The 25250-nt window shown below is 63.0% G+C and carries 18 protein-coding genes and 2 pseudogenes; 10 read left to right on the forward strand and 10 right to left on the reverse strand.

The window, feature by feature from the left end; genetic code table 11:
• The 9 genes and pseudogenes from eutM to IPM84_08190 all read right to left on the reverse strand — a co-directional run bounded on the left by eutM (position 1) and on the right by IPM84_08190 (position 10178).
• Positions 1-306, reverse strand: coding sequence for an ethanolamine utilization microcompartment protein EutM (gene eutM / locus IPM84_08150; GenBank protein ID MBK9092737.1), 306 nt, complete (start codon positions 304-306; stop codon positions 1-3).
• Positions 307-349: 43 nt separating this feature from the next.
• Complete coding sequence (eutL, locus tag IPM84_08155) at positions 350-1006, reverse strand: ethanolamine utilization microcompartment protein EutL (GenBank protein ID MBK9092738.1); 657 nt, start codon at positions 1004-1006, stop codon at positions 350-352.
• A gap of 8 nt (positions 1007-1014) precedes the next feature.
• On the reverse strand, positions 1015-1923 hold the full coding sequence (gene eutC / locus IPM84_08160; protein ID MBK9092739.1) for an ethanolamine ammonia-lyase subunit EutC: 909 nt from the start codon (positions 1921-1923) through the stop codon (positions 1015-1017).
• Positions 1924-1937: 14 nt separating this feature from the next.
• Complete coding sequence (locus IPM84_08165) at positions 1938-3314, reverse strand: ethanolamine ammonia-lyase subunit EutB (protein ID MBK9092740.1); 1377 nt, start codon at positions 3312-3314, stop codon at positions 1938-1940.
• Between the two features lie 61 nt (positions 3315-3375).
• Complete coding sequence (locus IPM84_08170; GenBank protein ID MBK9092741.1) at positions 3376-4824, reverse strand: ethanolamine ammonia-lyase reactivating factor EutA; 1449 nt, start codon at positions 4822-4824, stop codon at positions 3376-3378.
• A 252-nt stretch (positions 4825-5076) separates the two neighbouring features.
• Positions 5077-6708 (reverse strand): amino acid permease, encoded by a 1632-nt coding sequence (locus IPM84_08175; protein ID MBK9092742.1) that lies wholly within the window; start codon positions 6706-6708, stop codon positions 5077-5079.
• A gap of 307 nt (positions 6709-7015) precedes the next feature.
• The gene (locus IPM84_08180; GenBank protein MBK9092743.1) at positions 7016-7786 is read right to left on the reverse strand and encodes a methyltransferase domain-containing protein; all 771 of its coding nucleotides are present in this window, start codon (positions 7784-7786) and stop codon (positions 7016-7018) included.
• A 14-nt stretch (positions 7787-7800) separates the two neighbouring features.
• Positions 7801-7950 (reverse strand): annotated as a pseudogene (locus IPM84_08185) (macro domain-containing protein).
• Positions 7947-10178 (reverse strand): RNA-binding transcriptional accessory protein, encoded by a 2232-nt coding sequence (locus IPM84_08190; GenBank protein ID MBK9092744.1) that lies wholly within the window; start codon positions 10176-10178, stop codon positions 7947-7949. The pseudogene IPM84_08185 and the gene IPM84_08190 overlap by 4 nt, the downstream one beginning before the upstream one ends.
• 232 nt (positions 10179-10410) lie before the next feature.
• On the opposite strand from IPM84_08190, the gene IPM84_08195 reads away from it, so the two are divergent.
• The 7 genes and pseudogenes from IPM84_08195 (at position 10411) to IPM84_08225 (ending at position 21721) form a co-directional block, all read left to right on the forward strand.
• Positions 10411-11022 carry a HEAT repeat domain-containing protein gene (locus IPM84_08195; GenBank protein MBK9092745.1) on the forward strand — a complete coding sequence of 204 codons (612 nt, stop codon included), beginning with the start codon at positions 10411-10413 and terminating at the stop codon, positions 11020-11022.
• 45 nt (positions 11023-11067) lie between these two features.
• Positions 11068-12226, forward strand: a pseudogene (locus IPM84_08200) (deoxyguanosinetriphosphate triphosphohydrolase).
• Positions 12227-12241: 15 nt separating this feature from the next.
• A complete protein-coding gene (locus IPM84_08205; protein MBK9092746.1) occupies positions 12242-14524 on the forward strand; it encodes a CHAT domain-containing protein in 2283 nt (760 codons plus the stop codon).
• Between the two features lie 574 nt (positions 14525-15098).
• Complete coding sequence (locus IPM84_08210; protein ID MBK9092747.1) at positions 15099-18779, forward strand: exo-alpha-sialidase; 3681 nt, start codon at positions 15099-15101, stop codon at positions 18777-18779.
• A 725-nt stretch (positions 18780-19504) separates the two neighbouring features.
• Positions 19505-19744, forward strand: coding sequence for a hypothetical protein (locus IPM84_08215; protein MBK9092748.1), 240 nt, complete (start codon positions 19505-19507; stop codon positions 19742-19744).
• Positions 19741-20082, forward strand: coding sequence for a type II toxin-antitoxin system PemK/MazF family toxin (locus IPM84_08220; GenBank protein ID MBK9092749.1), 342 nt, complete (start codon positions 19741-19743; stop codon positions 20080-20082). Before IPM84_08215 ends, IPM84_08220 begins: the two co-directional genes overlap by 4 nt.
• Positions 20083-20269: 187 nt before the next feature.
• Positions 20270-21721, forward strand: coding sequence for a B12-binding domain-containing radical SAM protein (locus IPM84_08225; protein ID MBK9092750.1), 1452 nt, complete (start codon positions 20270-20272; stop codon positions 21719-21721).
• A 512-nt stretch (positions 21722-22233) separates the two neighbouring features.
• Here IPM84_08225 and IPM84_08230 read toward each other — a convergent pair.
• A complete protein-coding gene (locus IPM84_08230; GenBank protein MBK9092751.1) occupies positions 22234-22539 on the reverse strand; it encodes an MscL family protein in 306 nt (101 codons plus the stop codon).
• Positions 22540-22752: 213 nt separating this feature from the next.
• Here IPM84_08230 and IPM84_08235 point away from each other — a divergent pair, with 213 nt between their 5' ends.
• Genes IPM84_08235 through IPM84_08245 form a run of 3 tightly spaced genes read left to right on the forward strand, consistent with a single transcriptional unit; the run spans position 22753 to position 25187 of the window.
• The gene (locus tag IPM84_08235; GenBank protein MBK9092752.1) at positions 22753-24537 is read left to right on the forward strand and encodes an AAA family ATPase; all 1785 of its coding nucleotides are present in this window, start codon (positions 22753-22755) and stop codon (positions 24535-24537) included.
• Positions 24538-24568: 31 nt separating this feature from the next.
• Positions 24569-24871: a hypothetical protein gene (locus IPM84_08240; protein MBK9092753.1), complete on the forward strand. Its 303-nt coding sequence runs from the start codon at positions 24569-24571 to the stop codon at positions 24869-24871.
• The gene (locus IPM84_08245; protein MBK9092754.1) at positions 24843-25187 is read left to right on the forward strand and encodes a type II toxin-antitoxin system MqsA family antitoxin; all 345 of its coding nucleotides are present in this window, start codon (positions 24843-24845) and stop codon (positions 25185-25187) included. The genes IPM84_08240 and IPM84_08245 overlap by 29 nt, the downstream gene beginning before the upstream one ends.
• Positions 25188-25250: the final 63 nt, after the last annotated feature.

Raw genomic sequence — 25250 nt, forward strand, 5'->3', positions numbered from 1 at the left:
CTACTTCGCCCGCGCGGGCATAGCGCCCTTGCTCTTCTGCGGCAGGATCATTTCCACGTCGCCGTGCGGGCGCGGGATGACGTGGACTGATACCAACTCGCCCACGCGCTGGGCCGCGGCGGCGCCGGCATCGGTGGCGGCCTTGACCGCGCCCACGTCGCCGCGCACCATGACGGTGACGTAGCCGCCGCCGATGAATTCAGAGCCAATCAGGGTCACGTTGGCCGCTTTGACCATCGCGTCAGCGGCCTCGATGGCCGAAACAAGCCCTTTGGTTTCGATCATGCCCAAGGCTGTCATCGCAATTTCTGGCATAGGTGTGTCCCCCTGGAGTTATGTCTATCTTGCTTTAGTATTTCAGGGGGTTGGCTGCGACTTCGAGCACGGCGTCGCGGAAGGCCATGGCCGCGGCCTTGCAGGCGGGCTGGTCGCCGGTGAGCATGGCGCCCATGTAGTTGGTTTCTGAGGGCGGCGCGGTGTAGGCCACGATGCGCACGGCCGCGGCCTTGAGCGCGGCATCGAGCGCAATCATGCCTTCGATGGGCGGCGCGACCAGGTAGGCCAACGGCTCACCTTCCGCGATGTTGCACACCTTCGACAGATACGAGCCGGTGCGCGAAATCACATGCGGGAAGAAGGCGATGGAGGCATCCTCATTGGCCGAATACCAGATGGCGTCATTCTTCATGAACTGCACCGCAGCCTGCAAACCGGCGCGCACTTCCGCCGGATTGGCGCCGGCCAGAATGGCGATGATTTCGCCCGACAGCTTGCCCGACGCGTGTTTGGCCCCGGCGTAGAAGGAATGAGCATACACCACCTCAACCTCGGCCATCTTGGTGGCCTCGTCAATGGCGACGTAAGTCGCATCATCGTTGTCAGCCGTAATCAGGCCCAGCGAACGCTGCTCCGGCCGGAGTCCCAGATGCTCTGCAAGACCGCGGTCCACATTGGGGATCATTCTGACCGCCAGAGGTATTGCGTATAATGGATCGAGTATTCCCATGGTTGCTCCTATTTGATCAACTTCAGCTTGACGCCAGACGCTTGATGTTTGAGCATCCGCTGCGCGATCTGGACAGCAAAGGCGCCGGCTTCCAGCGGGTTGGTGCCGCCATTTTCGAAGATGTTGCAGACCACGTCACGGTCCGCATCGGTATCGCCGGTCTTGGGGCGATAGGCCATGTACGCGCTCATGCTTTCGGCGCGGCCCAGGCCGGGGCGCTCGCCAATGAGCAAGATCACCACGTCGGGCTTGAGCACCTCACCGATGTCATTGATGACGCCGACGCGGCAGTATTGAATGAAGAACGGCGTGCCAAAGGTCAAACCTGCGGCCTGCACGCCCTGCTTGAGCACTGGGAACATCTGGCGCACGTTGGCTTCCACCGCGGCTGCGCTGAGGCCGTCGCCCACGACGACCTGCACGTTGGCGCTCTTGACGCAGCGTTCGGCCACGGTGCGCTTGGCCTCATCGGTCAGCAGGCGCCCCAGGTCAGGGCGCAGGAGATACTCCTCCTTGCCGCCGGTGATCTGCGTCTGCACCGTGAACAGCCCCAGGTCGTCCAGCAGGCGCTGATCCACGTCACGATAGAGGGTATCCTGCGTGACGGCGTGATCGGACTGAAAGAGCAGGAGCGATTGCGTGGTGTAGCGCGGGCCAGCGCGGCCCACGCCGATGCGCGAGGTGGTGGAAGCCATCAACGCCTTGAGGCCGTCCACATCATAAGGCGCCTTGACCTGCGGCCGCGTGCGCATTTCCGGCGTCGTGGGGTCGGGCAGGTCAATGTGCAGCCGCGCCCCTGGGTCGCCGACGGCCGCCGCGCCCACGCCAACACCCGCCACCGGCGCTCTGATGGCGCCAGCCGTAGCCAGTTCCTTCAACACCGACTCGATTATCGCATTGAGTTGTGCTTCATCCATCGTTTCCCCTCCGGTTAAGCCACGCGTCGCTGCAAAAAGAACGACGGGTCGCCGGCTTTGGCGGTCAGGCGGCCGTTGCGCATCAGGCCCAGTTCTTCCATCCAGACCTCGAATTCGGGATTGGGGCGCAGGTTGAAGAGCTGGCGCAGGGTGGGCGCATCATGGTAGCTGGTACACTGATAGGAGAGCATCGAGTCGTCGCCCATCGGTACGCCCATGAAGTAGTTGCAGCCCGCGGCCGTCAGCATCACAGCCAGATTCTCGATCGCGTTCTGATCGGCGCGGGCGTGATTGGTGTAACAGGCATCACAGCCCATGGGGATGCCAGTGAGCTTGCCCATGAAGTGATCTTCCAGCCCGGCGCGCTGAATCTGGCGCGCATCGTACAGATACTCTGGCCCGATGAAGCCCACCACGGTGTTGACCTGGTAAGGCTGATAGCGCTTGGCCAGGCCATAGCAGCGGGCCTCCATCACCAGTTGATCCCAGCCGTGATGCGCGTCGGCCGACAGCTCAGATCCCTGGCCGGTCTCGAAGTACATGTAGCTCGGCCCGGCCGTGAAGCAGTGCTTGCGCGCCAGGGCATAGGCCTCATCCAACATGGCGACGGAGATGCCAAACGACTCGTTGCCGCGCTGCGAGCCAGCCAGCGACTGAAAAATCAGGCCCACCGGTGAGCCGCTCTCCAGGCACTTCATCTGCGTGGTGACGTGAGCCAGCACGCAGTTTTGCGTCGGAATCTGCCAGGTCTGGATGATGTCGTAGGTCATGTCGAGCAGACGGGCCACGCTGGCGTAGGAGTCGTCCACCGGGTTGATGCCGATGACGGAATCGCCGGAGCCGTAGGCCAGGCCCTCGTAGATTTCGGCGCGGATGCCTTCGGGTGAATCGGTGGGGTGATTGGGTTGATTGCGGCTGGCGAGGGTGCCGGGCACGCCGATCGTGTTGTTGCAGTGAGCCGAAACGCGAATCTTGCTGGCGGCGTAGATCAGATCGAGATTGGACATCAGCTTGGTGACGCCTGCAATCATCTCGGCGGTCAGACCCTGCGAAACACGGCGGATCATCGCGCCGTCGGTGGTATCGGCCAGCAGCCATTCGCGGAACTGTCCCACACTCCAATCCTTGATCTCGCCGTAGATGGTCTGGTTGACGCCATCGTGAATGACACGGGTGACCTCGTCCTCGGCGTAAGGCGCGGCCGGCGTGTCGTGCAGCACCCACAGCGGCACCTCGGCCAGGACATAGCGCGCGGCCATGCGTTCGGCGGCGGTCTCTGCGCCAACACCCGCCAGGCGATCGCCCGACTTTTCTTCATTCGCCTTGCCCATGAGGAGGCGCATGTCGGGGAATTCATAGGTCTTGCCAAATAATTTGGTACGCAGGAGCATTCTCACTCCTTCTCTGGTCTGACGGGACGCAGCTCTCGTTCGTCCCGCAACACAGTCATCATCAATGATAAAAAACCAACGTCTTGACGCTGAGCGGCACCACTCGGCCCTCCATCAAGGGAGCGCCAATGTCAATATAATCGCCTTCACTCAAGCCAACCTGGTCAATCACGAGCAGCGGGCGGGTAGGCGCCATAGCCTTGATCGTCTGCCCCAGGGCTTGGGCATAGTCACGTCCGATGATGATGACCAGCGGGCGATCATCAGGCAAACTGCGGGAGAATTCGGCCAGGCCGGTGGCCAGCTTCAGAAGCAAAGTATAATCCAAAGCGCGCTTCAGATCAAATGCCACGGCGAACTCGTCAACGGCCAGGTTGATGTCCCAGCGGCGCAGCGCGTCGAGGACCGCCTGCGCGATGACCTCAGGCGCCAGGCCCAGTGTCACATCGAGATCGGGTCGGATGACAGGCACATTGCGCAGCGGCAGAATCTCGCGCTCCGCCCAGATCGTGGAGCCGGAGAGGGTGACGGTCTGCGAACTGGCGCCCAGCACGGTGGCACGCAGGGTTTCCGCCGGCTGCACCCTGTCATAGGCCTGGATGCCAGGGTGGCGGCACAGTGAATCAGCCAGCAGCGGGCCTACATCATCATGAATGGTGACATCGCTGACGGCGTGAATCGGAACGGGGTTGTAGACGTAATGGCCGATACCGCCCGACAGCATGAGGACGGCGCCCTTGCCGGAGGTCGCGGCCGGCGGCGTCAGATAAAGCTGCTGCGCCAGCGACGAGGCGCCGCCTTCGATCAGCTCGATGGTCAGATCGGCCATGCAGTCGGTGAAACGGCGCAACTGATCGAGCGTCGGAACATCGCCCACGTGCAGGTTCAGGCCCAGGTGAGCGAGAATAGCCAGCGCGGGCTGCGCCAGGTGACGAATCTGCCCGCTGCGCCGCTCGATTTCCATGATGCGACCGCCGTAGTTCATGGCGGCCGCGGCCACGGCCGCGCCGGCGTGGAACATAGCCGAATTGGCGCTGCCGCCGCCGATGTCCACGTTGGTCACTTTGCAGAAATACTTCTGCGAATAGGCGGCCGCGCCGGCGCCGCGCCCGGCAATCAACGATTCCAGGTGCGGCCCGGCCACGGTCACGACGAATTCACCGGCCAGCCCGCCCAGGGCGTGCAGAATCTGCTCGGCGTTCTTCTTCTTGGCCGTTTCGCCAGTGATGATGACCGCGCCGGTTTCCACCTGGCGCGGATCAACGCCGGCGCGGGCATATTCGGCTTTGACCAGGGCGGTCAGCCGCGCCACATCAATCGTGTCGGCATCGGCCAGCGGCGTGAGGGTCATCGGGCTTTGGTAAAGCACCTCTTTGGCGGTGATTCCCACGCGCGGCACCTGCGCGGCGCCGGCCGCATTGGCCAGGGTCAGGCGCGAGAAGACGATCTGGGTGGTGGTCGTTCCCACGTCCAACCCAACACTGAGCATTGTGCGGGAGGTTTCGGTCATGAAGCGTCACTTTCAGCGGGCAGGCCCCGCCCCATTGCCATGTTCGGCGACTCACTCAAGTCGCTGCAACGACTGGCGAAGCCCACCTTCGTGAGCTTCGCCCCAAGATCGAAATGCACCCCAGCGACAACCTTGTCACACCACGCCATTGATGGGGAAGGCCGGGCCACATTTCAGGTTCTGTTGGCCCGTGACAGCCGGAGAGCGCCGCCTACGCTCGCCGGCTGCCGCGGGATCAACGCGCGGCGCGGGCTAGGAGTGCCCGTGCGCGGCCGCGGCCATGTCAGTCTCGATCTTACGCAAGGCTGCTTGATCGGAGGCCGTGGGGCCTTTGAAGCGGCGCTTGGCGTACACTTGCCAGTAGATCAGCATGAAGAGCGCCGTCAGGATGATGGACCAGCCGGCCAGCACATTCGGCGGGATGGAGAACAACACCGTAATGAAGGCAATCCAAGCCAGGGCCAGCACGTTGATGAGGACGCCCCAGTTCTTGAGGCTCCAGGGAGCCGTCTTGGGCGTGGTGAACTCACCCTGTTTACGTAGTTTGTTGCGCAGGTTCAGATAGATCGGCAGGCCGTAAGCGACGTAGAGTGCGGTGGTGCTGACGGCCACGACGACGGTGTAGAGCGCCGACCAGACCGTGAGCAGCACAGCCAGGGTGCAGGTGATGACGATGGACCAGACCGGCGTGCGCAGCGTGGGGTGAATCTGCTTGATGAGGCGATAGCCGGGCATGCCGTCATCGCGAGCAAAGGCGAACCACATACGGCTCATGCTGGTGATGGAGGAAAGCCCGCACAACCACATGGCGACGCCGATGATAATGGCGATGATGTGGCCGAAGAAGATCCTGTCGAAGTTCTCGTAGACGATGTAGAGGACAGCCGGGCCGTTGGCCGGGTCCACGGTCTTGGCGATGTCGCCGCTGGGGATATGCAGGGTCAGGATGAGGAGCATGACGTAGCCGACGACGAACGAAACGGCGACGGAGAGGAAGACGCCCCAGGCGCTGTTCAAGCGGGCCATGACCGTCTCCTCAGCCACGTGCGCCGAGGCGTCGTAACCGGTGTAGGTCCACTGCGCCTGCAAGAGTCCGAGCACGAAGGCGAGGACGATGCCGCCACCGGCATACAGCCCCATCATGCCCGGTATTTTCATCATCAGGGAGTTGAAGGGGGGCAAGGTGCCGGCGACGAACGTATTGGCTATGCTGGCCGGTTCCACGGTGGTGACGCCCTGGAAGAGAAAGCTGAAGGGCTGCGTGTGCTTGCCAAAGAAGGTCAACAGCAGGGCCATGATCAAGACGCCGCCGATGTGCCAGTAGACGCTGAAATCACTCAGGCGCGCCGTCAGCTTGATACCAAAGACGTTGATCAGCACCTGCGGGACCATGATGACCATCATCACGACGATCATGGTCATCGTATTGGTCGTGTCAATGGCGGTGCCGAAGAGGCGATTGAATGCGCCGGCAATGTAAATGGCGGCGGCGAAGTCAATGCCCGCGGTGATCATGATCTGCCCAAGCATGTTGAACCAGGCGGTGACCCAGGCCCACTTGATGCCGCCCAGGCGGTGCGCCCAGAAGTAGAGGCCGCCGGCCGTCGGGTAGGCTGAGGCGAGTTCGGCCATCGAGGCCGCAATACAGAGGGTGAAGAAACTGACGAGAGGCCACCCGAAGGTGTTGATGATGGGGCCGGCAAACTGCAGACCGTATCCAAAGAGAAGGATCGCGCCGGTCAAAATGGAAATGATGGAAAACGAGATGGCGAAATTGGAGAAGCCTCCCATTTCACGGAACAACTGCTGTGCGTAGCCCATCTTGTGCAGGTCGCGCATGTCCTCGCGGATCATCTCTTCGCGCGACTTACCCTTGTAAGCCATGAGTTCTGCTCCTTTCCTCGAACGAAACACGAATATGAAGTTGATCGAAACAGGCGGGTTGGCGTGGAGAGACGCTATTGTAATGGCTTTTGAGAAAAATGCAAAACCGTACCCCCCTACCACCAGCAGTTCCAAATGTAGCACACATTCAACCACAAAGAGCACAGAGAACACAAAGAAACGGCAGATCAGACGCAAATCGGCAACTTCTCTGCGTTCTTTGTGATCTCTGTGGTTAAAAACCAGGCTACATTTGAAACTGCTGCCCTGCCACTGGTGCGGTAAAGGGCGGAGATTCGGGCTTTTCCTAACGGCGGCCGATGATGATGCCTTCGGTCAGGGTCATGGAGACGCTCTTCTCGCTGCGCACGGGCTGCAAGAAGGCGTAGACGCTGCGCTCGGGGTCGAGCAGCCAGGCCTCCAGGTAGGCGCTCATGGGCGCGGAGACCGCCATGCGGCGCAGCCAGCCGTGGAAGTCCATCGTTTTACGCAGGGTTTCGGTGTGGGTGACCCGCAGACCGACCGCCTGAAACAGATCGGCCAGTTCTTGCAACGTCAAGGCGCGTCCGTGGCTGGGATCGCGCATCTTCTCGAAGCTGTTGATGGCTTTGGCGACGGCAGGATCAGCCGGGACGATGTTGTCAATGATGGCAACGAGGCCCTCGCGACGACAGACGCGCACCATCTCGGCCAGGGCGCGCTCCGGCTGCGGGAAATGGTGCAGGGCGATGCGACAGATCACCAGATCGAAGCTGCCAGGGCGGAAGGGCAGCTTCTCCACGTCTCCCAGCTCGAAGGTCGCATTGCCGATGCCTCGTTCGTCCGCCAGGGCGCGCGCCTGGCTGATCATCTGCGGCGTCAGGTCGCTGCCTACCACGTGCTGCACATGCGGCGCCAACGCCAGTGCGGTGTGGCCGGCGCCGGTTGCCACGTCCAGCACTTCCCAGTGCGGCTGCGGCTGCACCAACTCGATCAAACGGCCTAAACTCGCGCCCTGCGCATGCACCTTGCTGGTGGCATAGCCCGCGGCCGACGCCCCAAACTGCTGCCGCACCAGGTTCTTGGTTTCTTCACTCATGGTTTTCTCCTCGGTCGGCGAATCGCGCCATCCACGCCGCCGCCGCCCAACAACGATTCATTGGCTGCATTCACGATCGCATCCACCTCCAGCCGCGTCAGGTCCCCTTCATCGCCTTCGTGCTCCTCACTTCGCGCCTTCGTGCCTTCGCGCCTTCGTGTCACTTCGCGCCTTCGTGCTCCTCTTTCTTCATCGTCAAACTCACGCGCCCACGCTCGCGTTCGATCTTGAGCACGCGTACGTCCACCACATCGCCTACTTTGACCACCTCGTGCGGGTTGCGCACATAACGCGACCCCATTTCGCTGACATGCACCAGGCCATCGTGCTTGACGCCAATGTCCACGAACGCGCCAAAATCCACCACGTTGCGCACGGTGCCCTGCAGCGCCATGCCCTCGCGCAGGTCGTCCAGGCTGAGGATGTCCCTGCGCAGTACTGGCGCGGGCAGGTCTTCACGCGGGTCACGTCCTGGCCGGCGCAGCGCCTCCAGGATGTCGGTCAAGGTGGGCACGCCCACTTCGAGCAACTCGGCCACCTCCTCGATGCGGTGCTGCTGCATGTAGCGCGTCACCAGGCCGGACAGGTCCTTAGCCTTGAGGCCAATGCCCAGCAGGTCGAGCAGGCGCTTGACCACCGCGTACGATTCGGGGTGAATGGCGGTGTTGTCGAGCGGATTGGCGCCGTCGGGCACGCGCAGGAAGCCGGCCGCCTGCTCGAAGGCTTTCGGCCCCAGCCCTTTGACCTTCTTCACATCGCTGCGGCTGCGGAATGACCCCTCCTGATTGCGGTGCTCGACAACGTTCTGGGCAACCTTCTTGCCGATGCCGGCCACATATTGCAGCAGCGCCGCGGACGCGGTGTTCACGTCCACGCCGACCAGGTTGACCGCATCTTCCACGACGCCATCCAGGGCTTGCTGCAATTTTTTCTGATCCACGTCATGTTGGTAAAGACCGACACCGATGCTCTTGGCATCAATTTTGACCAACTCGGCCAGCGGGTCCTGCAGTCGCCGTGCAATGCTGATTGCGCCGCGCACGGTCACATCCAGATCGGGGAATTCCTCGCGCGCCAGCGGTGAAGCCGAGTAGACGGAGGCGCCGGCCTCGCTGACCAGGGCGTAGGCCACGTCACGGCCGGACTTGCCGCCTGCGGCGCCCAACTCGCCAATCACTTCCGCGACCAACTGCTCCGTTTCGCGACTGGCGGTGCCGTTACCAATCGCGATCACCGCCACCTGGCCGTTCTCGATCACGGCGCGTAGTTGACGCTTGGCCTCGCTCCACTGTTTTTGCGGTTCGTGGGGAAAGATGGCAAACGAGCCGAGGTACTTACCGGTCTCATCTACCAGTGCCACCTTGCAGCCGCTGCGAAAGCCGGGGTCAATGCCCAACACCCGCCTGCGCTTGAGCGGCGCTTGCAGGAGCAGGCTCTTGACATTGGTGGCAAAGGTCAGGATGGCCTGATCGTCCGATTTTTCGGTCAGGCCGCCGCGCACGTCACGTTCGACGGCCGGCTGGATCAGGCGTTCGTAGCCATCGGCGATCGCCATCTGCACCTGCAGCGCCACGGCCGAGCGGCGGTCCTTGACAAACTGGCGGCCGATGTTATCCAGGATTTCCTCGTCCGGGCCATGCAGCGTCGCCTTGAGCACGCCCTCTTTTTCGCCCCGGTTGATCGCCAGAAGCTGGTGCGCGGGCACATCCTTGAGCGGCATGGCAAAATCATGGTACATCTCGTACTTCTGGCCCGGGTCAGCGCCGACCGCGGCCAGCCTGACCACCAGAAGCCCCTGACCCAGCGTCTTGCTGCGCGCAAACGCCCGCACCTGGGCATCTTCGCTGACCACTTCGGCCACGATGTCACGCGCGCCGGCCAGCGCCGCCTCCGCATCGGCCACCTCCGCGGCGATGAAGGTGGTGGCCAGGGCGGTCAGTTGGCCGCTGAGCTTTTCAGGGTGCAGCAGCACCTCGGCCAATGGCTCCAACCCGCGCTCACGGGCCTGCATCGCGCGCGTGCGGCGCTTGGGGCGATAGGGCAGGTAGAGGTCTTCGACGCGCTGCAGGGTGGTCGCGGCCCGAATCTCCTGCTCCAGCGCCGGCGTCAGTTTGGCCTGCTCAGCAATGCTCTTCAGCGCCGTCTCCTGGCGAGCGTGCAGGTTGCGCAAATAGTCCAGGCGACTCTCGATTTGCCGTAGTTGTACTTCGTCCAGGCCGCCGGTCACTTCCTTGCGGTAGCGGGCAATAAAAGGGATGGTGTTGCCATCGTCCAGCAAGGCAATGGTGGCGCTGACCTGCTGCGGGCTGATACCCAATGCGCGGGCGATCGTTGTCGGAATAGCTGGGGTGACAGGCGCCAGGACTGGCGCGTGGGTTGTCTGCGTGGTCATCGGTCTCGATTGCTTTCAGGAATCCGCACCGGACTGACCGGCGCACGCGCGATGATAGCACATTTTTTCGCCTCTGGCAACACATGGCGCCATTCGTGCGATTCGTGGCGGGGGCTAATTTTTTCTGCCACGAATTTCACCGATTTTCACGAATTATTGTCTCCGCATGAAGCTGATGTTATAATCTGACGCAACATGTTTTTTTCAACCGCGTTGAACCTGGGGGACACCTATGACAGCTAACCCAACTCCTTCCGATCTGCTGGCCTCCCTGCGCCGCGCGATCGAGGCGCAGGATGATGACCTGGCGGAGCATTTCGTGCGCCGGCTGACAACCGCTGATGGCGCGCTGGTGGCCGAGCTGGTCACCTGGCTCGATGATCCTGATACCGACCGGCGCTGGTGGGGGGTGCGTACCCTTGTTGCAGTGGCCGGCCTGGCTGGCGATGGCGCAACCGCGCTGGACCCGCTGCGCAAGCGTTTGCGCGACGATGACGCCAGCATCCGCTGCGCCGCGGCCCTGGCGTTGGCCGAACTTGGGCTGGTCGAAGCCACTGACGACCTGGTCGAGACCCTGAGCGATGTCAACGGCTGGGTGCGGGCATCGGCCGCGGATGCCCTGGCGCTGATGGGAGAGAAGGCCGTGCCGGCCCTCGCGACCGTGCTTGCCACCGGGCCGCAGGGCGCACGGTCACGCGCCGCCCACGCCTTGAGCAAGATCCGTACCCTGGAGACTGCCGAGGTGTTTTACCGTTACCTGCAAGATGAAAATCAACTGGTGCAGGCCTATGCGTATGATACCCTGGACCAAATGGGGTTTTTGCGCACTATCCTGGTGGTTTGACCGTGGTGCATTTCAACGGCGTTTGCTGTGAAGTAAGGAGACCGCATGATTCAGACACGCGCTGAGTATGAACAACAGGAACGCGAACACCTGGCGCCGTATGCCATGCAGAGCGGCGCCAGCCGCGGCCGCCGCGTGGCCGAGGAAGAACCGGCCTACCGCTCGGTCTTCCAGCGCGACCGTGATCGCATCATCCACACGACCGCGTTCCGGCGCCTGGAGTACAAGACGCAGGTCTTCGTCAACACCGAGGGCGATCATTACCGCACCCGCTTGACTCATTCGATCGAGGTGGCGCAGGTGGGGCGCAGTCTGGCGCGGGCCTTGCGCGCCAACGAAGACCTGACCGAGGCCATCTGCCTGGCGCACGACCTGGGCCACCCGCCCTTTGGTCACACCGGCGAGCAGGTGCTGAACGGCCTGATGCAGGGCTTTGGCGGTTTCGATCATCAGCGCCAGACGATGCGCATCCTGGACAAGCTGGAAAAGCGCTATACGGCCTTCGACGGCCTCAATCTGACCTATGAAGGGCGAGGGTGTGGTCAAGCATGACACCGACTACGACGTGACCGATGCTGCGGGCTACGACCCGGAACTGGCCGGTACGCTGGAGTGTCAATTGGCCAACCTGGCGGATGAAATTGCCTACAACACCAGTGACCTGGACGACGGTCTGCGCGCCGGGCTGCTGCGCATCGAAGATGTGCGGCAGCAGCCGTTGTGGCAGCAGGCCCTGGCCAGCCTGGGCGAATCGCCAGAGCAGCCGCTGGATGATCTCTTGCGCCACCGCGTGATCCGCCGCCTGGTGGGCATCTTCATCCGCAACGCCATCGAAGCGACAGCCGCCGCCCTGGTTGAGAATCACGTTCATTCGGTCGCGGCGCTGCGCGGCCAGGGGCGCAATCTGGCCGGCTACACCCCTGCGTTTGCCGCGGACAGTCGGGAGATGAAGCGTTTTCTGCTGGCAAATTTCTACCGCCACTACCGCGTGATCCGCATGGCCAGCAAGGCCCAGCGCGTGCTGACCAACCTGTTCAACGCCTACTTGCAGGAACCCCTGCAGATGCCGGCCAGCACCCAGGTCAAAATTGACAGCGAGCCGGAAGGCCTGCACCGCGTGATCTGCGACTACATCGCCGGCATGACCGACCGCTACGCGCTGGAAGATCATGCCAAGCTGTTCGACCCGGCCGTCAGAGTCTGATCGAGGAGGTGTCCCATGTCTGATTTCGCATCCGCTGTGGCTGAAAGGACGCTGCGCGACGCGCTGCAAATGCTGATTGCCCGCTGGCCCACCCTGGACGCGGTCAGCGCGGCGGACATCCGCGCGGCGCTGACTGCGCCTTACGAGCAACTGCGCCAGGCCACGGGCCAGTTCCAGCCGGTGAACGCCGCGGCCGCGGCCCTGGGCGCACTCGACAAGCTGCCGAGCGCACGCCGACTCCTGGCATCCATCCTCGATCCGGCCCGTGAAACGAACGCCATGCGCGGCATCGCGTTCAGCAATCCGGATTTGGCGCGGGAAATCCTGGCGATGCTGGAGCAGATCCTGCAGATTACTCATGACTCCAAACCCAACCCGGTCAGCCAACCCTCTTACTGGCCGGACAAGGCGAAGAACATCCTGCGTCCGGTGATCGAAGCGCTTCTCGCCGGCCGGGACCGCCTGGACGCTGCGGTTCAGGCCGATCTAGGCCGCCTGTTCCTGGAGACGGCCCGCCGCCTGGAAGAGGCGGCTACTTTCGAAGAACGCGGCGCGGCGGCGGTCTGGTTCCTGGAGCAGATTGATGTGATTGCACCGGATGTGCCGGAAGTGCCGCCGCTGCTGCAGAAAGCGGCCAGACAGGCGGACGAGTCTGAGGAACCTACCTGGCGCAAGGGGGTGTTGCCCGACAGAAATACATCGGAGCTTGTTGATCTCCTGCGCCGGGCCGGCGCCGCGGACCGGGAGATGGCGACTGCCATGCCGCCTGATGATGAGCCATCGGATGCTGATGAGGTGGCCGTCGTGCAGCGCTACGGCGCGGTGGAGTTCCCCGGACGGGTGCTGCACCGGCTGGCCACCCGCCTGACCGTGCGCCTGACCGAACAGCAGGCTAGGGGCGCGATCAGCACCCCGACCGCCATGTCGGTGCAGGTGGGCGCGAAGCACCCGGTGACGGCCGTCGTCCTGGCGCCCGATTTCGTCATCTTCGACGCCAACTGGAACCTTGCGCACACCGGCGAGCTGGTGGTCAAGGCCAGCGGCGATTCCGCCCCGCTGATCTTCGATCTGCTGCCCAAGTCGCCCGGCGCCAAATCGGTGGCGGTGGACTTCCGCCAGAACGACCGCCTGCTGGGCACGGTTGGCCTGCAGGTGGAGGTGGTCAGCACTGTCGCGGAACTGGGCGCGGGGCCGGCGCTGTCTACCCAGGCGGTGATGACCATGCCGGATCGCGACCTGCCGCCGCCGCAGTTGGAGCTGCGCATCAAGGCTGCCGATTCGGCCCACACCACCTTCGAGTTCATTCTGCATTCCAGGCTGGCCGGCTTCAACTGGAAATCCATGGGCACGCACACGTTCGCGGGCCAGCCGGCCGAGGAGATGAAGAGCTACTTCAAGGATCTCAACGAGTTGGCGCGGCAGACGGGCGGCTCACTGCCCGACGAGGACAGACAGACCGAGTTGAAGACCCTGGGCGAGAACCTCTTTTTCGATGCCTTCCCCGAAGCCTTGCAGCGCGCCCTGTGGGCCATACCGGCCAGGATCACCAGCCTGATCATCACCTCCGACGAGCCGTGGATTCCCTGGGAACTGGCGCGCATCTTCGACCCAGAGACGCGGGCGGAAGGCGATTTCCTGTGCAGCCGCTTCACCGTGGCGCGCTGGCTGGCCGGCGACGGCATGACCGCGACGCTGCCCAACCGGGGAATGACGGCCATCATTCCCAGCACGAACCTGATCTACACCGCGGCCGAATACGAGGCCCTGCAGGAACTGTGGCCGGATGATACACTGATCGCGCTGACCGACGCCGCCGCCACGACTCGTGACGTGATCATCCGGCTGAAGGACAGCCGACTTGCAGGCATCGTGCATGTCGCCAGTCACGGCGCGGCCGGCGATGACCCGGCCCAGTCCACCATTACGCTCAGTGATGGCAAGCTGCGACCGACGGACATCTCACGGAGCACGCGCTACACGCGCCGCCCGCTGATCTTCTTCAACGCCTGCGAGAGCGGCAGGACCGGTTTTGCCCTGGCTGGGCTGGGCGGCTGGGCCGAGCGCTTCGTGCAGGCTGGCGCCGGCGCGTTTGTCGGCGCCCTGTGGGAAGTCAACGACCGCCTGGCCGCGCAATTCGCCGCCGTGTTCTACGAAAAACTGTTTGGCGGCGCTGCCCTGGGCGACGCATTTACCGCCGCGCGCACAGCCATCCGCGACGCCGCGCCCAACAACCCCACCTGGCTGGCCTACGTCCTCTACGGCGAGCCGCTCAGCCTGCTCCAGGCTGCCCCCGAATGAATTCGGGGTTACGGGGCGTGCGGTGATCCGACGGCCGCGCCCGAATGATGAAATTTGGTAATGCAATCGGGCGCGGCCTCGTTGTCATTCCACCGAATGAATTCGGCGTCTGGTATGAAAAACCTGCTGAAGCAGGTTCGGGTGTTAGAATGCCGGTTCGTTAAGAACGTCATAGGCTGGCGGTGATTCGCGCACGGCCGCGCCCGAATGATGAAATTTGGTAATGCAATCGGGCGCGGCCTCGTTGTCATTCCACCGAATGAATTCGGCGTCTGGTATGAAAAACCTGCTGAAGCAGGTTCGGGTGTTAGAATGCCGGTTCGTTAAGAACGTCATAGACTGGCGGTGATTCGCGCACGGCCGCACCCGAATGAATTCGGGGTTACAACAAGTCTCTGGTCTCTGAAGACCGGAGACCGGAGACCATTCGCCTTCCACGTACCCGATCTCTGATCTCGAATCTCCGATCTCTGCCCTCTGCCAGAATCCTCCCCTTCGCTGTTCTTTGTTGCCACGATGCGTGCTCACGCCCAGGGCGCCCAGACGTACACCACTTGAAACAAGGAACAGCATCATGACCAGGTTGCGCATCTCTCTCTGGGCTTGCGGTTTGTTTGCCCTCTCCCTCACTTTTCTCCCCACCCTGGCTGCCGGGCGACCCGCGCCGGCCCTGGCCCCACCCGCGCCGCCGATCCTCAGCGAAACGGTTTCGATCAACGGCCTGCACGGCTGGACCGCTGCGCAGGGCAATCATCTGAAGCTCTTCGATGTCGCGCTGGACGAAAACCTGAATCGCATCTACGTACAGGGCATTCTGACCGCGGGCATCGCGGTGATTGACGGCGCTACCGACACCCTGATCGGCAGCCTGAGCAGCGGCGGCAGCGACAACGACTTCAATCGCCCCTACCTGGCGGTTCATCCCACCAACGGCATGCTTTACATGGCCGGTTATGGCAACCACATCCTGCGCCGTATTGACCCGGCCACCAACACCGTCACGGCCGAGGCCAGTCTGGCCGCTGATCCGGTAGGCGTGATCGTGGATGCGGCCACCAGCCGCGTCTTCGTCAGCCTGCAAACCACCGGCAAGGTGGCCGTCTACGATGCCACCACCCTGGCCCTGCTCGCCACGGTTGACCTGGGCGCCGATCGCATCGGCGGCCTGGCCCTGGACAGTGCGGCCCAACGCCTGTACGTGGTACACAGCAGCGCGCCCACGGCCGCCACTCCGCTCTATGTCATCAACACCGCCACCCTGGCGCAGCTACCGTCGCTCACCGTCAACAACGCCGGCGGCGCGCCCTTCAACTTCGTGGATGTTGACCCGGCCAGCGGCCGCCTCTTCCTCACCACCTCCAACCGCCTGTTCATCTTGAACAGCAGCGGCGCCCAGCTTGCCAGCACGCTCCTGCCCGCGGACGCCAAGCAGCCCCGCTTCTGGACCGCCACCGGCAAGGTCTACGTCGTTTCCCGCGACGGCATCTCCCCCATTCGCAGCAGCCTGTCCGTGCTCGATGCCAGCACCGGCGCGCTCGAACAGCAGCTCGACCTGCAGACTGGCGGCGCGCAGCGCATGGTGCTGAACCGCACCACCGGCAAAATCTACACCGCCGGCATGGAGTACACCCAGGTTGCGGTGGTCAACGCGCTGACCGTCAGCCTGAACGGCCTGCTCGACATCGGCAACGCGGTCGAAGATGTCGCGGTCGCGCCCACCGACGGCACGGTTTATCTGACCAATCGCCTGGGCGGTAGCACGCTGATGATCTACCGGCCCGGCAGCGGCGCCTGGAACGAACTGACCACCGGCGGCTGGCCCACCGCGGTGGATGTGGACACCGCGCTGAACCGACTCTTCGTTCTTAGCCACTACGACGGCGCCGTCACCGCCTATGCCCTGGCGCCCGACCCGCTCAACCCGACGCTCCTGGGCAGCGTCAACCTGGGCTTGACCGACACCGAGGACGCGCTGAGCAATCAGACTGTGGATAGCACGCACCACCGTGTCATCACCACGCATCCGGAGCGCGACCGGGTAGTCATCGTGGATGGCAGCAGTCTGAGCGTGGCCGCGACCATCAGCGATGTGCCGAGCTTCACCTACAGCCCGCAGGGTACCGCCGGCCCCGGGCACCTGCAGCCGGCTGTGGACGAAAGCCTCAACAAGCTCTACGTGCTGGTGTCACGCCAGCACAAGGTGGATGTTTTCGACGGCAACGCCAACTACGCCTACCTGCGCACCCTCGATCTGAGCAGCCAGCAATGGGGCTGGAGCAATGCGTTCGCCGATCATGTCATCTTCGCGGACAGCAGCCGTCACCGCCTGCACATCGGCCCCATCCTGATTGACACCACCACCGACACTGTGACCGGCCTGCTGCCGGCCGGCCGCGGCAGCATTGTGGTTGACCTGGATGCAGCCAACAACCGGCTGTTGACCCTGGACGTCGCAACAACCAGCGCCCAGGCAGCCGTCCGCGGCCCGCGGTTGACCGGCCGCCCGCGCCAGCCAGCCGGCGCGGCCGCCTCGGTCTGGCGCCTCTACACGATTGACGCCAGCAGTTTCAGCCTGATCTCGCAGACCGATCTGCGCAGCCTGACCTATGTGCCGCCCTACACCGGTCTCGACGCCAGCCACCAGCGCTTCATTGCCGGCTACATGCAGCGGGCCGAGGTAGACATCTACGGCCTGGACGGCGCCGCGGCCACATCCACGCCCACGGCAACCGTTGGAGCGCCAACTGCCACGCCCACGCGCACCCCAACTGCCGCCGGAGCGACCGCGACGCCCACGCGTACTCCCACCGCCACGGCCGCCGGCCCGACCGCCACGCCAACCGCCACGCCAGACGAAACCACCTGCGTGGTAGATGTCAACGGCAACGGCATCGGTGACATCGTGGACATCATGGGCACGACGGTCAATCCAGCCTGTCACAGCTACCTGCCGATCGTCGCCAGCCGCTGGAACCTGTCCTGGCCCGGCGCCACCCCCACGACGACGCCATCATCTACGCCGACCCGCACGCCCACCAATGCGCCTGGCTCTACCGCGACGCCCACGCCGACGGGCAGTCACGGCGTGGACCCGCACTGGGGGCCGGAACATCAGGCCACCTTCAGCACGCACATCGCGAGCGGCGTCGTCGGGCGCAACCTGGCCGTAGATGCCGCTAATCGTCTGCACATCATGTGGGGCGAGATCAACGGCACTGTCTACGACGCGCTCTACAGCCGCTCCACCGATGGCGGCGTCACCTGGTCATCGCCGCTGGATGTGGCGAACAGCACATTCCCGGCCACCGGTCCCAACCTGGTCATCGGGCCAGATGGCACACTGCACAGCATGTGGCACGACCGGCGCAGCGGCGGCGCAGATCGTCTGTACTACAGCCGTTCAACCGACGCCGGCTTGAGTTGGGGGGCGCCGCGCGACCTCACCGGCGCGTCCACCCGCAAGGTTGGCAGCTTCAGCTTCTCGCTCGATCTGCAGAACCGCCTGCACCTGGCCTGGCACTACGGCGATCCAAGCAGCGACACGACGCCCACCGAGGTTTACTACATGCGCTCCACCGACGGCGGCAGCACCTTCGGCGCCCGTCAAAAGCTCAACCAGGGCAGTGGCCATGCCGCGTTCCCGCGCTTTTCTGTGGAAGGCGTCAACGGCAACCTGCTGGCGATTGCCTGGCGCGACAACCGCGCCAACCCGGACTGGGATACCTACGTGGCGGTTTCGACGGACGGCGGGCAGACCTTCGCCGAGCGCGTCGGTGCGGCCACGGCCGAGCGTGACTGGGACCCGGAGGCGATCGTGGACACGAGCGGAGTGATTCACCTGGGGATCATGACCACGCATCCCCCCCACGCCAGCGTGGACTACCGCCGTTCAACGGACCAGGGGCAGAGCTGGAGCGTCAGCGTCACCCTGTCCGAGGCCAGCAGCCGTTTCCCCTTCTGGGCGCCGGACAATCCGCACGGCGTGATCTGGCTTTTCTGGAAGGATGAGCGCGATTTTCTGACCCCGGCCTGCCCGGAGCCTGAGCGCTGCGCGGACATTGCCGGCAAATACTCCAGCGACGGCGGGCTGACCTGGAGCGCGCAGGAGTTCGTGACTGATCTGGAGAGTGTGGAGGTCAAGTTCCCCTCGTTGATCGTGGGGCCGGACGGGCGTCCGCATGCCTTGTGGAGCGATCGGCGCAGCGGGTCCGAGGTTGAGAATGTCTACGTGCGCAGTCGCCTCAGCGCACCTTGAGCAGAGAGCGCCGTCACGCCGGAGGGCCGCTTGACCTCTCGTTTCATACGGGCACTCCTTCGCGCCGGATGTTGATCAAGAATGGGCTCTGCTCGTTTCGTGGGGGGGGGGGGGGGGCCGAGCGATCAGAGTATACCATATTGACCGTCTCGCGGCGAACGGCGCAGGAGTAGCGCTCTCCGCGTCCGTGCGCTTGCGCAGGAATTCCAAATGTACCCGGAATGGCTGCCCGTAAATGGGCCTGCGCTCCTCGTTCGGGCGGTTTTGGCCCAAAATCCCTGAGATAGGTGGGCAGCAAGAGGGATTGTGGGCGTTGGAAAGCTGCATTTGGAAATGCGGCGCCCCGTAAGGGCGCCTTGACTTGAGCGAGCGATGCCCCCCACACCCGTCGTCCCGTGGGCGATTGAATGAGGCCGCCCTGAGCGCAATCCGTCGCCATACCACGACCCGGGGGATGGATTCAACCGTCCCTACGGGACGGATACGGCTCGTGCGATGATGGCTAAGGTCAGGTGTCCCTACGGGACGCGTCGCGCCCACCAGGACGGCCTGGCGCTGGCCAGTCACATGGATGGCTACATTTGGAACTGCTGGGAGTAGCGATCTCCGCGTCCGTGCGCTTGCGCCGCGCCACGTCGGCGACGGACGAGAGCATTGCCAAAATCGTCTCTACCAGATATAATGCCCACCAATAAGGCGAACAGGGTGTCAATGCGAGGTCTATCATGAGCACAGCTTCCATCCGTGAACAACTGAGCCGAAAACTCAACGAGCTGCCCGACGACATCGTCGCTGAGATCGCTGACTTCACAGCCTTCATTCTGGCCAGGCATCGGCTTCCCATGCCATACCTCGAGTGGACCGAGGGGCAATGGCGGGCGATGGCGCTTAGCCAATTTCTACGAGATGCAGACGGCGACGTTGAGTACACGATCAACGACGCCGAAGAGGTGTACGTCCAATGAGACCGGGAGACCTCGTGCTCGTTCGTTTTCCCCAAACCGACCTGCGGACCGGAAAGCTCCGTCCCGCCCTGGTTGTTGCGTTGGCACCTGGCCCGTACTCTGACGTTTTGTTGGCTTTAGTGACCTCGCGTGAGCACCAGGTCATTCCAGGCTTCGATGAGGTCATTCAACCCACGGATCCCGATTTTCCCCTCAGCCGTCTCAAAATACGTTCTGTGATTCGCCTTGCCCGTCTTGCCACTGTAGATCCTGCCATCATCGAAGCCCGGTTGGGTAGTATCTCGCCTGACCGACTTGCGCGCATCCGCAACCGTTTGACTTCCTGGCTGAAGCCGTAATCCTACCTTCTCACTTTGCTCCCTCCAGCACTTCGCCTGTCACCGGCCAGGTTCGTTTGACTTTTGCCCCTCTCTGCCTATAATCGGGCGATATCCTCTGCTTGTCCAGATGATCGAGCTTTTTCTGGGCAGACAATCGCCGGCCCCGTGGGCGGTTCAGGAATTCATACCACAGGAAGATTCGTTCATGCCAATCCGCAAAATTTATCTTGTGCAGCCCGGTCGCGATGGGCGCTTCTTGGGCCGCGGCACCATGGCGCCCTACACCTTGATGCGCCTGGCTTCACTCGTCCCGGACGCGGTGGAGGTGCAGATCATTGATGAGGACCTGCAGCCGCTGCCGTTCGACGAACTGGGGCCGCAAGACCTGGTGGGCATCACCGCCAAAACCCTGCAGATTGACCGGGCGCGCTGGATCGCCACGCGCGCGCAAGCGCGCGGCGCCAAAGTCATCATCGGCGGCGCGCACGCCACGCTGGCGCCAGACGAAGTGGCAGCCTGGGCCGATTGCGTTGCCGTGGGTGAAGCCTATCGCACCTGGCCCCAGATGATTGCCGATTTCGACCGGGGCCAACTGCAGTCGTCCTACGTGGACACAGAATGGGCCAACCTCGATTTCCTGCCGCCCCTGGCCGACCGAGTGCTGCGCCAGGTGGACGAAAAACGTCGCTACTGGACGCCGTACCTGGAGATTACGCGCGGCTGTCCGCGCAGTTGCACCTTCTGCACCGCCATCCGGGTTTCGGGCGCGGTCATGCGCCTGCGCCCGGTGGAGCAAGTCGTCGAAGAGATCGAGCGCCGCGGCATCAAGCGCTTTTTCCTGACCGATGACAACTTCGGCCTGAACTTCCGCTTGCATCCTGAGTACATGGAACAGCTTTTCAAGGCGCTGGCCCGGCTGCCGCTGCACGGCTGGACCTGCCAGGCCGAGCTGCTGGTGGGCGATTATCCCGACCTGCTCAAACTGGCGCGACAGGCGCACCTGGACAAGTTCTTCATTGGCTTCGAGAGCGCCAATCCAAACAATCGGCGTGAACTGGGCGGCAAGGCCAAGGGCAACGTCGAACGTTACCGCGAGGTCATTCAGCGCGTCCACGACGCGGGCATCGGCGTGGTGGGCCTCTTTGTTTTCGGCTTCGATGGTGACACGCCGCAGATCTTCCAAAGCACCTATGACTTCATGCGCAGCAGCGATCTTGACAGCTTCAGCATCACCGTCCTGACGCCCTACGTGGGCACGCCGCAGCGCGCCAAGTGGATCGAGGAAAATCGGCTGCTTCCCGGCGTGCCCTGGTCACTGTACGATACCAACCATGTCACCTATTACCCGGCCCAGATGACCCATCAGCAATTGGCCCAGGGCTACGACTGGCTGTCGCGCAAACTGTACGGCTGGAACGGCATCGCCAGCCGCGGCCTGCGCCAGCTCATGCGCCATCCGCTGCGCGACTGGCCGCGCAAAGCCTTCGCCAGCTTCAGCACCGACTTCGGCTATCGTCTCGAATGTAATCACCGCGAGTGGGTGCCGGCCAGCGACGGCATCGGCCACCGGGTGCGCAACAGCATCCAGCGGGGATTCCCCTCGCAGGGCGGCGGCGAGATGACGACCTCAGAGGCACGCGACGCTGCCACGGGTTGACGTCGTGAAGTCCATTGGCCCCTGCGAGGGTTGTTGGCCGGACAATCGCCCAACCTTGCGCAGGCCCGCCGGGTAAGGAGCGGGTGCCGGGGAGGGCGCTGTCGGCTTGCCCGGCGATTCGAGCGGCAGCCAGCCTGCGCAAGGGGAGGACGGACCGTACGCAAACGAAAGAGGGTGCGCAATATGCGCACCCTCTCGCTTACGATACATCATACGGGGAGCTTCTTGATCCATCAGGGGTCTCCAATTAGGGAATCTACAGTTCGAATGGTACCAGCGCAAGATGACGATTGAGATAACAAACGCGCGGATGAGGCTGACAGATTTGTCAGGAAAGCGCCGAGCGGTCATCAAGCGGGCCGCAGCGCCCTGTCCATCTGCACCGTAGGAAAAACACGCCTTGTGGCGAATCCAACGGCGCGTCACGCGAACAGGGAGCGTCTCGCGACGCTCCCTGTTCTTGTCTGCACCTGCGATTCGGCTGCTATCTCGTTTACACGAGGCGGTGCAGGTTACTTCTTGCCTGCGCTCGCCACTGCCTCGTCTTTGAGCACGTGCGTGAAGAACCAATAGACCAAGTACGCAATCAGGATGAAATCAATGGTAACGCCGATGAAATGACCCATCTTCAACGCAATGGGGCCGAGGTTCCACACGGCATCGCGCCAAGCGCCGCCGGGAATGAAAAACGTCAGAATCGGCATGATGATGTCCTCAACCAGCGCCGACACCCAGGCGTTGAGCTTGCCGCCGATGATGACGGCGATGGCAAGGCCGATCACGCCCCACTTGTTCATGAACGCAATGAAACCCTTCACTTGTACCCTCCAAAACATGTAGATTCTCTTTGTGTCTCGGAAACACGATTCAAGCATAACGCCCATCCGTAACAGTCCACATGACGATTTTGAGTCAGGCTGGCAGCGCGCCCGATTTTGGTACCGTTTTCCTGCGGCTGGTATAATTCCAGAAACCCCGGCTTCCCCAGGGAAATGAGACGTGATGGGGGTGAGAGAGATGAGGAGGAAGCCATGAAGTTTCCGTATGGTATCAGTGATTTCGTGAAGGTGATGAGCGAAGGCTATTTCTATGTGGATCGCACCGACTGCATCCCGCTGCTGGAAGACCTGGGCGACCAGCTTCTCTTCCTGCGCCCGCGGCGCTTCGGCAAGTCGCTGCTGCTTTCCATGCTGGCGAACTATTACGACGTGGCCAACGCCGATCAGTTCGAGTCGTTGTTCGGTCGCCTGGCGATCGGCCGCGCGCCCACCCCGCTACACAATCAGTATTTTGTCATGCGCTGGGATTTTTCGCTGGTAGCCGCGTACGGCGGCGCTGGCGAGATCGCCCGGTCGCTGCACGATCATGTAAACGAACGCATTCGTGATTTTGCTGTTTACTACCAATCCTGGCTAACCCAAGCCATCGAAATCTATCCAGACAATGCGGTGGCGTCTTTCCAGTCGGCGCTGACAGCCATGCGCCACACTCCTTACAAGCTCTACCTGTTGATTGACGAGTACGACAACTTCGCCAACGAACTGGCGATGGGCGGGCAGCCGGCCGGCCGGGCACGCTACGACGCGCTGCTGCGCGGGGAAGGCGCGCTCAAAACCCTCTTCAAGGCGGTCAAGGGCGGGGCCAGCGGCTTTGGCGTGGACCGCGTCTTCATCACCGGCGTCTCGCCCGTGGTTCTGAGCGATCTCACCAGCGGTTACAACGTCTCGGAGACGATTACCCTGCAGCCGGAGTTCAATGACCTGTGCGGCTTTCGTGAGGATGAAATCGCCGCCACCTTGCGTCAGATCACAGCGACCTGCGGGTGGGCCGCGGCGCAGGCGGATGAGGCCCTGGAGATGGTGCGCACCTTCTACAACGGCTATCGTTTCACCACGAACATGGCGGCCGAGCGCATCTACAATCCCACCCTGGCGCTCTACTTCTTCAAACATTTCCAGCGCGCCTGCGGTTATCCCGAAAACATGCTCGACAGCAACCTGGCCATGGACCGCGGCAAGATCGCGTACATCGCCAGCCTGCCAGGCGGCGGCCAGATCATTCTCGACGCGGTCAACGGCGCGCCGGTGTTGGCGGTTTCGGCCCTGGCTGACCGCTTTGGGGTGGAGGACATGCTGATGGCGGTCAAGGACGCGCCGTTCATGGCCTCGTTCCTCACCTACTTCGGCGTCCTCACCCTCGGCGGACGCACGGCCTCCGGACAGCTGATGCTGACGATTCCAAACCTGGTGGCGCGCAGGTTGTACGTGGAGCGCATCCAGGACCTGCTGCTGCCCGATCGCGGCGCCCTGGATGAAGGACGGCAGGCAGCGGAGTTGTTCTGCCAAACCGGCAATCTGCAGCCGCTGTGCGACTTCATCGAGCGGCGTTATTACCCCGTGTTCGACAACCGGGACTACCGCTGGGCGAACGAGTTGACGGTCAAGACCACGTTCCTGACCCTGCTCTTCAATGACATCGCCTACATCATGGATTCGGAGACCGCGCTGGCGCGCACCTACGCGGACCTGACCATGATCGTGCGGCCGGAGATGCGCCAGTATGAGCTGCTCGACATCCTGCTGGAGTTCAAGTACGTGCCCCTGAAAGAGGCGGAGCTGACCGGCGCGGCCGCGCGCGCGCTCAGCGCAGATGCCGTGGCTGAACTGCCGCTGGTCAAGGCCCGGCTGGCGGAAGCGCTGGCGATTCTGCCGCGGACCCGCGCCGGTCTGCTGGCGCGTCACGGCGAGCGCCTGCGCCTGCGAACCTACGCGGTCGTGTCGTTGGGGTTCGACCGGCTGGTGTGGGTGGAAGTGTAAACCCTTTTCAATCGCAAGCAAGGAGAATCAGATGGATGCATTGAAACAAGAGGTGCGGCAGGCATGGGAAGAACGCGTCATCGAAGCGCAGACGAAGATCTGGGAGACCATCGAACCTGAGTTGGCGCGGTGGCAGTATGAAATGATGATTGCCCAACGCCTGTTGAGCAAAGCGCAGGACCAGGCCGGCCGTGAAACCTGGCAAGCCCAGGTGGATGTCTACCAGATGTTGGTCATCGAGGCCGAGAATGACCTGGAAAAGGAGCAGGAAGAACTGGCGCTCTGCGAAGCCATGATCGCAGAGATTGACGCCGATCTGGCTGCCAGTGATTGACGCGGTGGGCAACGTGATGTGCCAGGCACTTGCGAAGCGCCTGGCGCGTGACCCGTGGGAGGCGATCATGAACGAGACGCGTTGTTATGTGTGCGGGTACAGCGATTTCGACGAACGCCGTGTGGAGTACGTGTATCGGCGACACGGCAAATACCTCATCGTGCGGGATGTGCCGTGCGAGGTCTGTTTGCATTGCGGTGAGCGCTACTATGCCGGTGCGACCTTGCTGAAGATCGAACGCCGTTTCAAAGCCCTCGCTGAGCAGCCAGTGCGTTCGCAGCTTACGCTGCAGGTTCCGGTGGAGGCGTTTGCATAGCGGTCTCCGATCCCCGGTCTCCGATCTCCGGTCTCCAATCTCCGATCTCCGGTCTCCATTCAA

It is taken from the genome of Candidatus Amarolinea dominans, from assembly GCA_016719785.1.
In the GTDB taxonomy this organism is placed as follows: Bacteria; Chloroflexota; Anaerolineae; order SSC4; family Amarolineaceae; genus Amarolinea; species Amarolinea dominans.

Coding starts and splice junctions, on each gene's coding strand:
- eutC (MBK9092739.1), bottom strand. CDS start 1,923: ATGGATGAAGCACAACTCAATGCGATAATCGAGTCGGTGTTGAAGGAA.
- IPM84_08210 (MBK9092747.1), top strand. CDS start 15,099: ATGACCAGGTTGCGCATCTCTCTCTGGGCTTGCGGTTTGTTTGCCCTC.
- IPM84_08225 (MBK9092750.1), top strand. CDS start 20,270: ATGCCAATCCGCAAAATTTATCTTGTGCAGCCCGGTCGCGATGGGCGC.
- IPM84_08180 (MBK9092743.1), bottom strand. CDS start 7,786: ATGAGTGAAGAAACCAAGAACCTGGTGCGGCAGCAGTTTGGGGCGTCG.
- IPM84_08235 (MBK9092752.1), top strand. CDS start 22,753: ATGAAGTTTCCGTATGGTATCAGTGATTTCGTGAAGGTGATGAGCGAA.
- IPM84_08215 (MBK9092748.1), top strand. CDS start 19,505: ATGAGCACAGCTTCCATCCGTGAACAACTGAGCCGAAAACTCAACGAG.
- IPM84_08170 (MBK9092741.1), bottom strand. CDS start 4,824: ATGACCGAAACCTCCCGCACAATGCTCAGTGTTGGGTTGGACGTGGGA.
- IPM84_08205 (MBK9092746.1), top strand. CDS start 12,242: ATGTCTGATTTCGCATCCGCTGTGGCTGAAAGGACGCTGCGCGACGCG.
- IPM84_08175 (MBK9092742.1), bottom strand. CDS start 6,708: ATGGCTTACAAGGGTAAGTCGCGCGAAGAGATGATCCGCGAGGACATG.
- IPM84_08220 (MBK9092749.1), top strand. CDS start 19,741: ATGAGACCGGGAGACCTCGTGCTCGTTCGTTTTCCCCAAACCGACCTG.
- IPM84_08165 (MBK9092740.1), bottom strand. CDS start 3,314: ATGCTCCTGCGTACCAAATTATTTGGCAAGACCTATGAATTCCCCGAC.
- IPM84_08240 (MBK9092753.1), top strand. CDS start 24,569: ATGGATGCATTGAAACAAGAGGTGCGGCAGGCATGGGAAGAACGCGTC.
- IPM84_08195 (MBK9092745.1), top strand. CDS start 10,411: ATGACAGCTAACCCAACTCCTTCCGATCTGCTGGCCTCCCTGCGCCGC.
- IPM84_08190 (MBK9092744.1), bottom strand. CDS start 10,178: ATGACCACGCAGACAACCCACGCGCCAGTCCTGGCGCCTGTCACCCCA.
- eutL (MBK9092738.1), bottom strand. CDS start 1,006: ATGGGAATACTCGATCCATTATACGCAATACCTCTGGCGGTCAGAATG.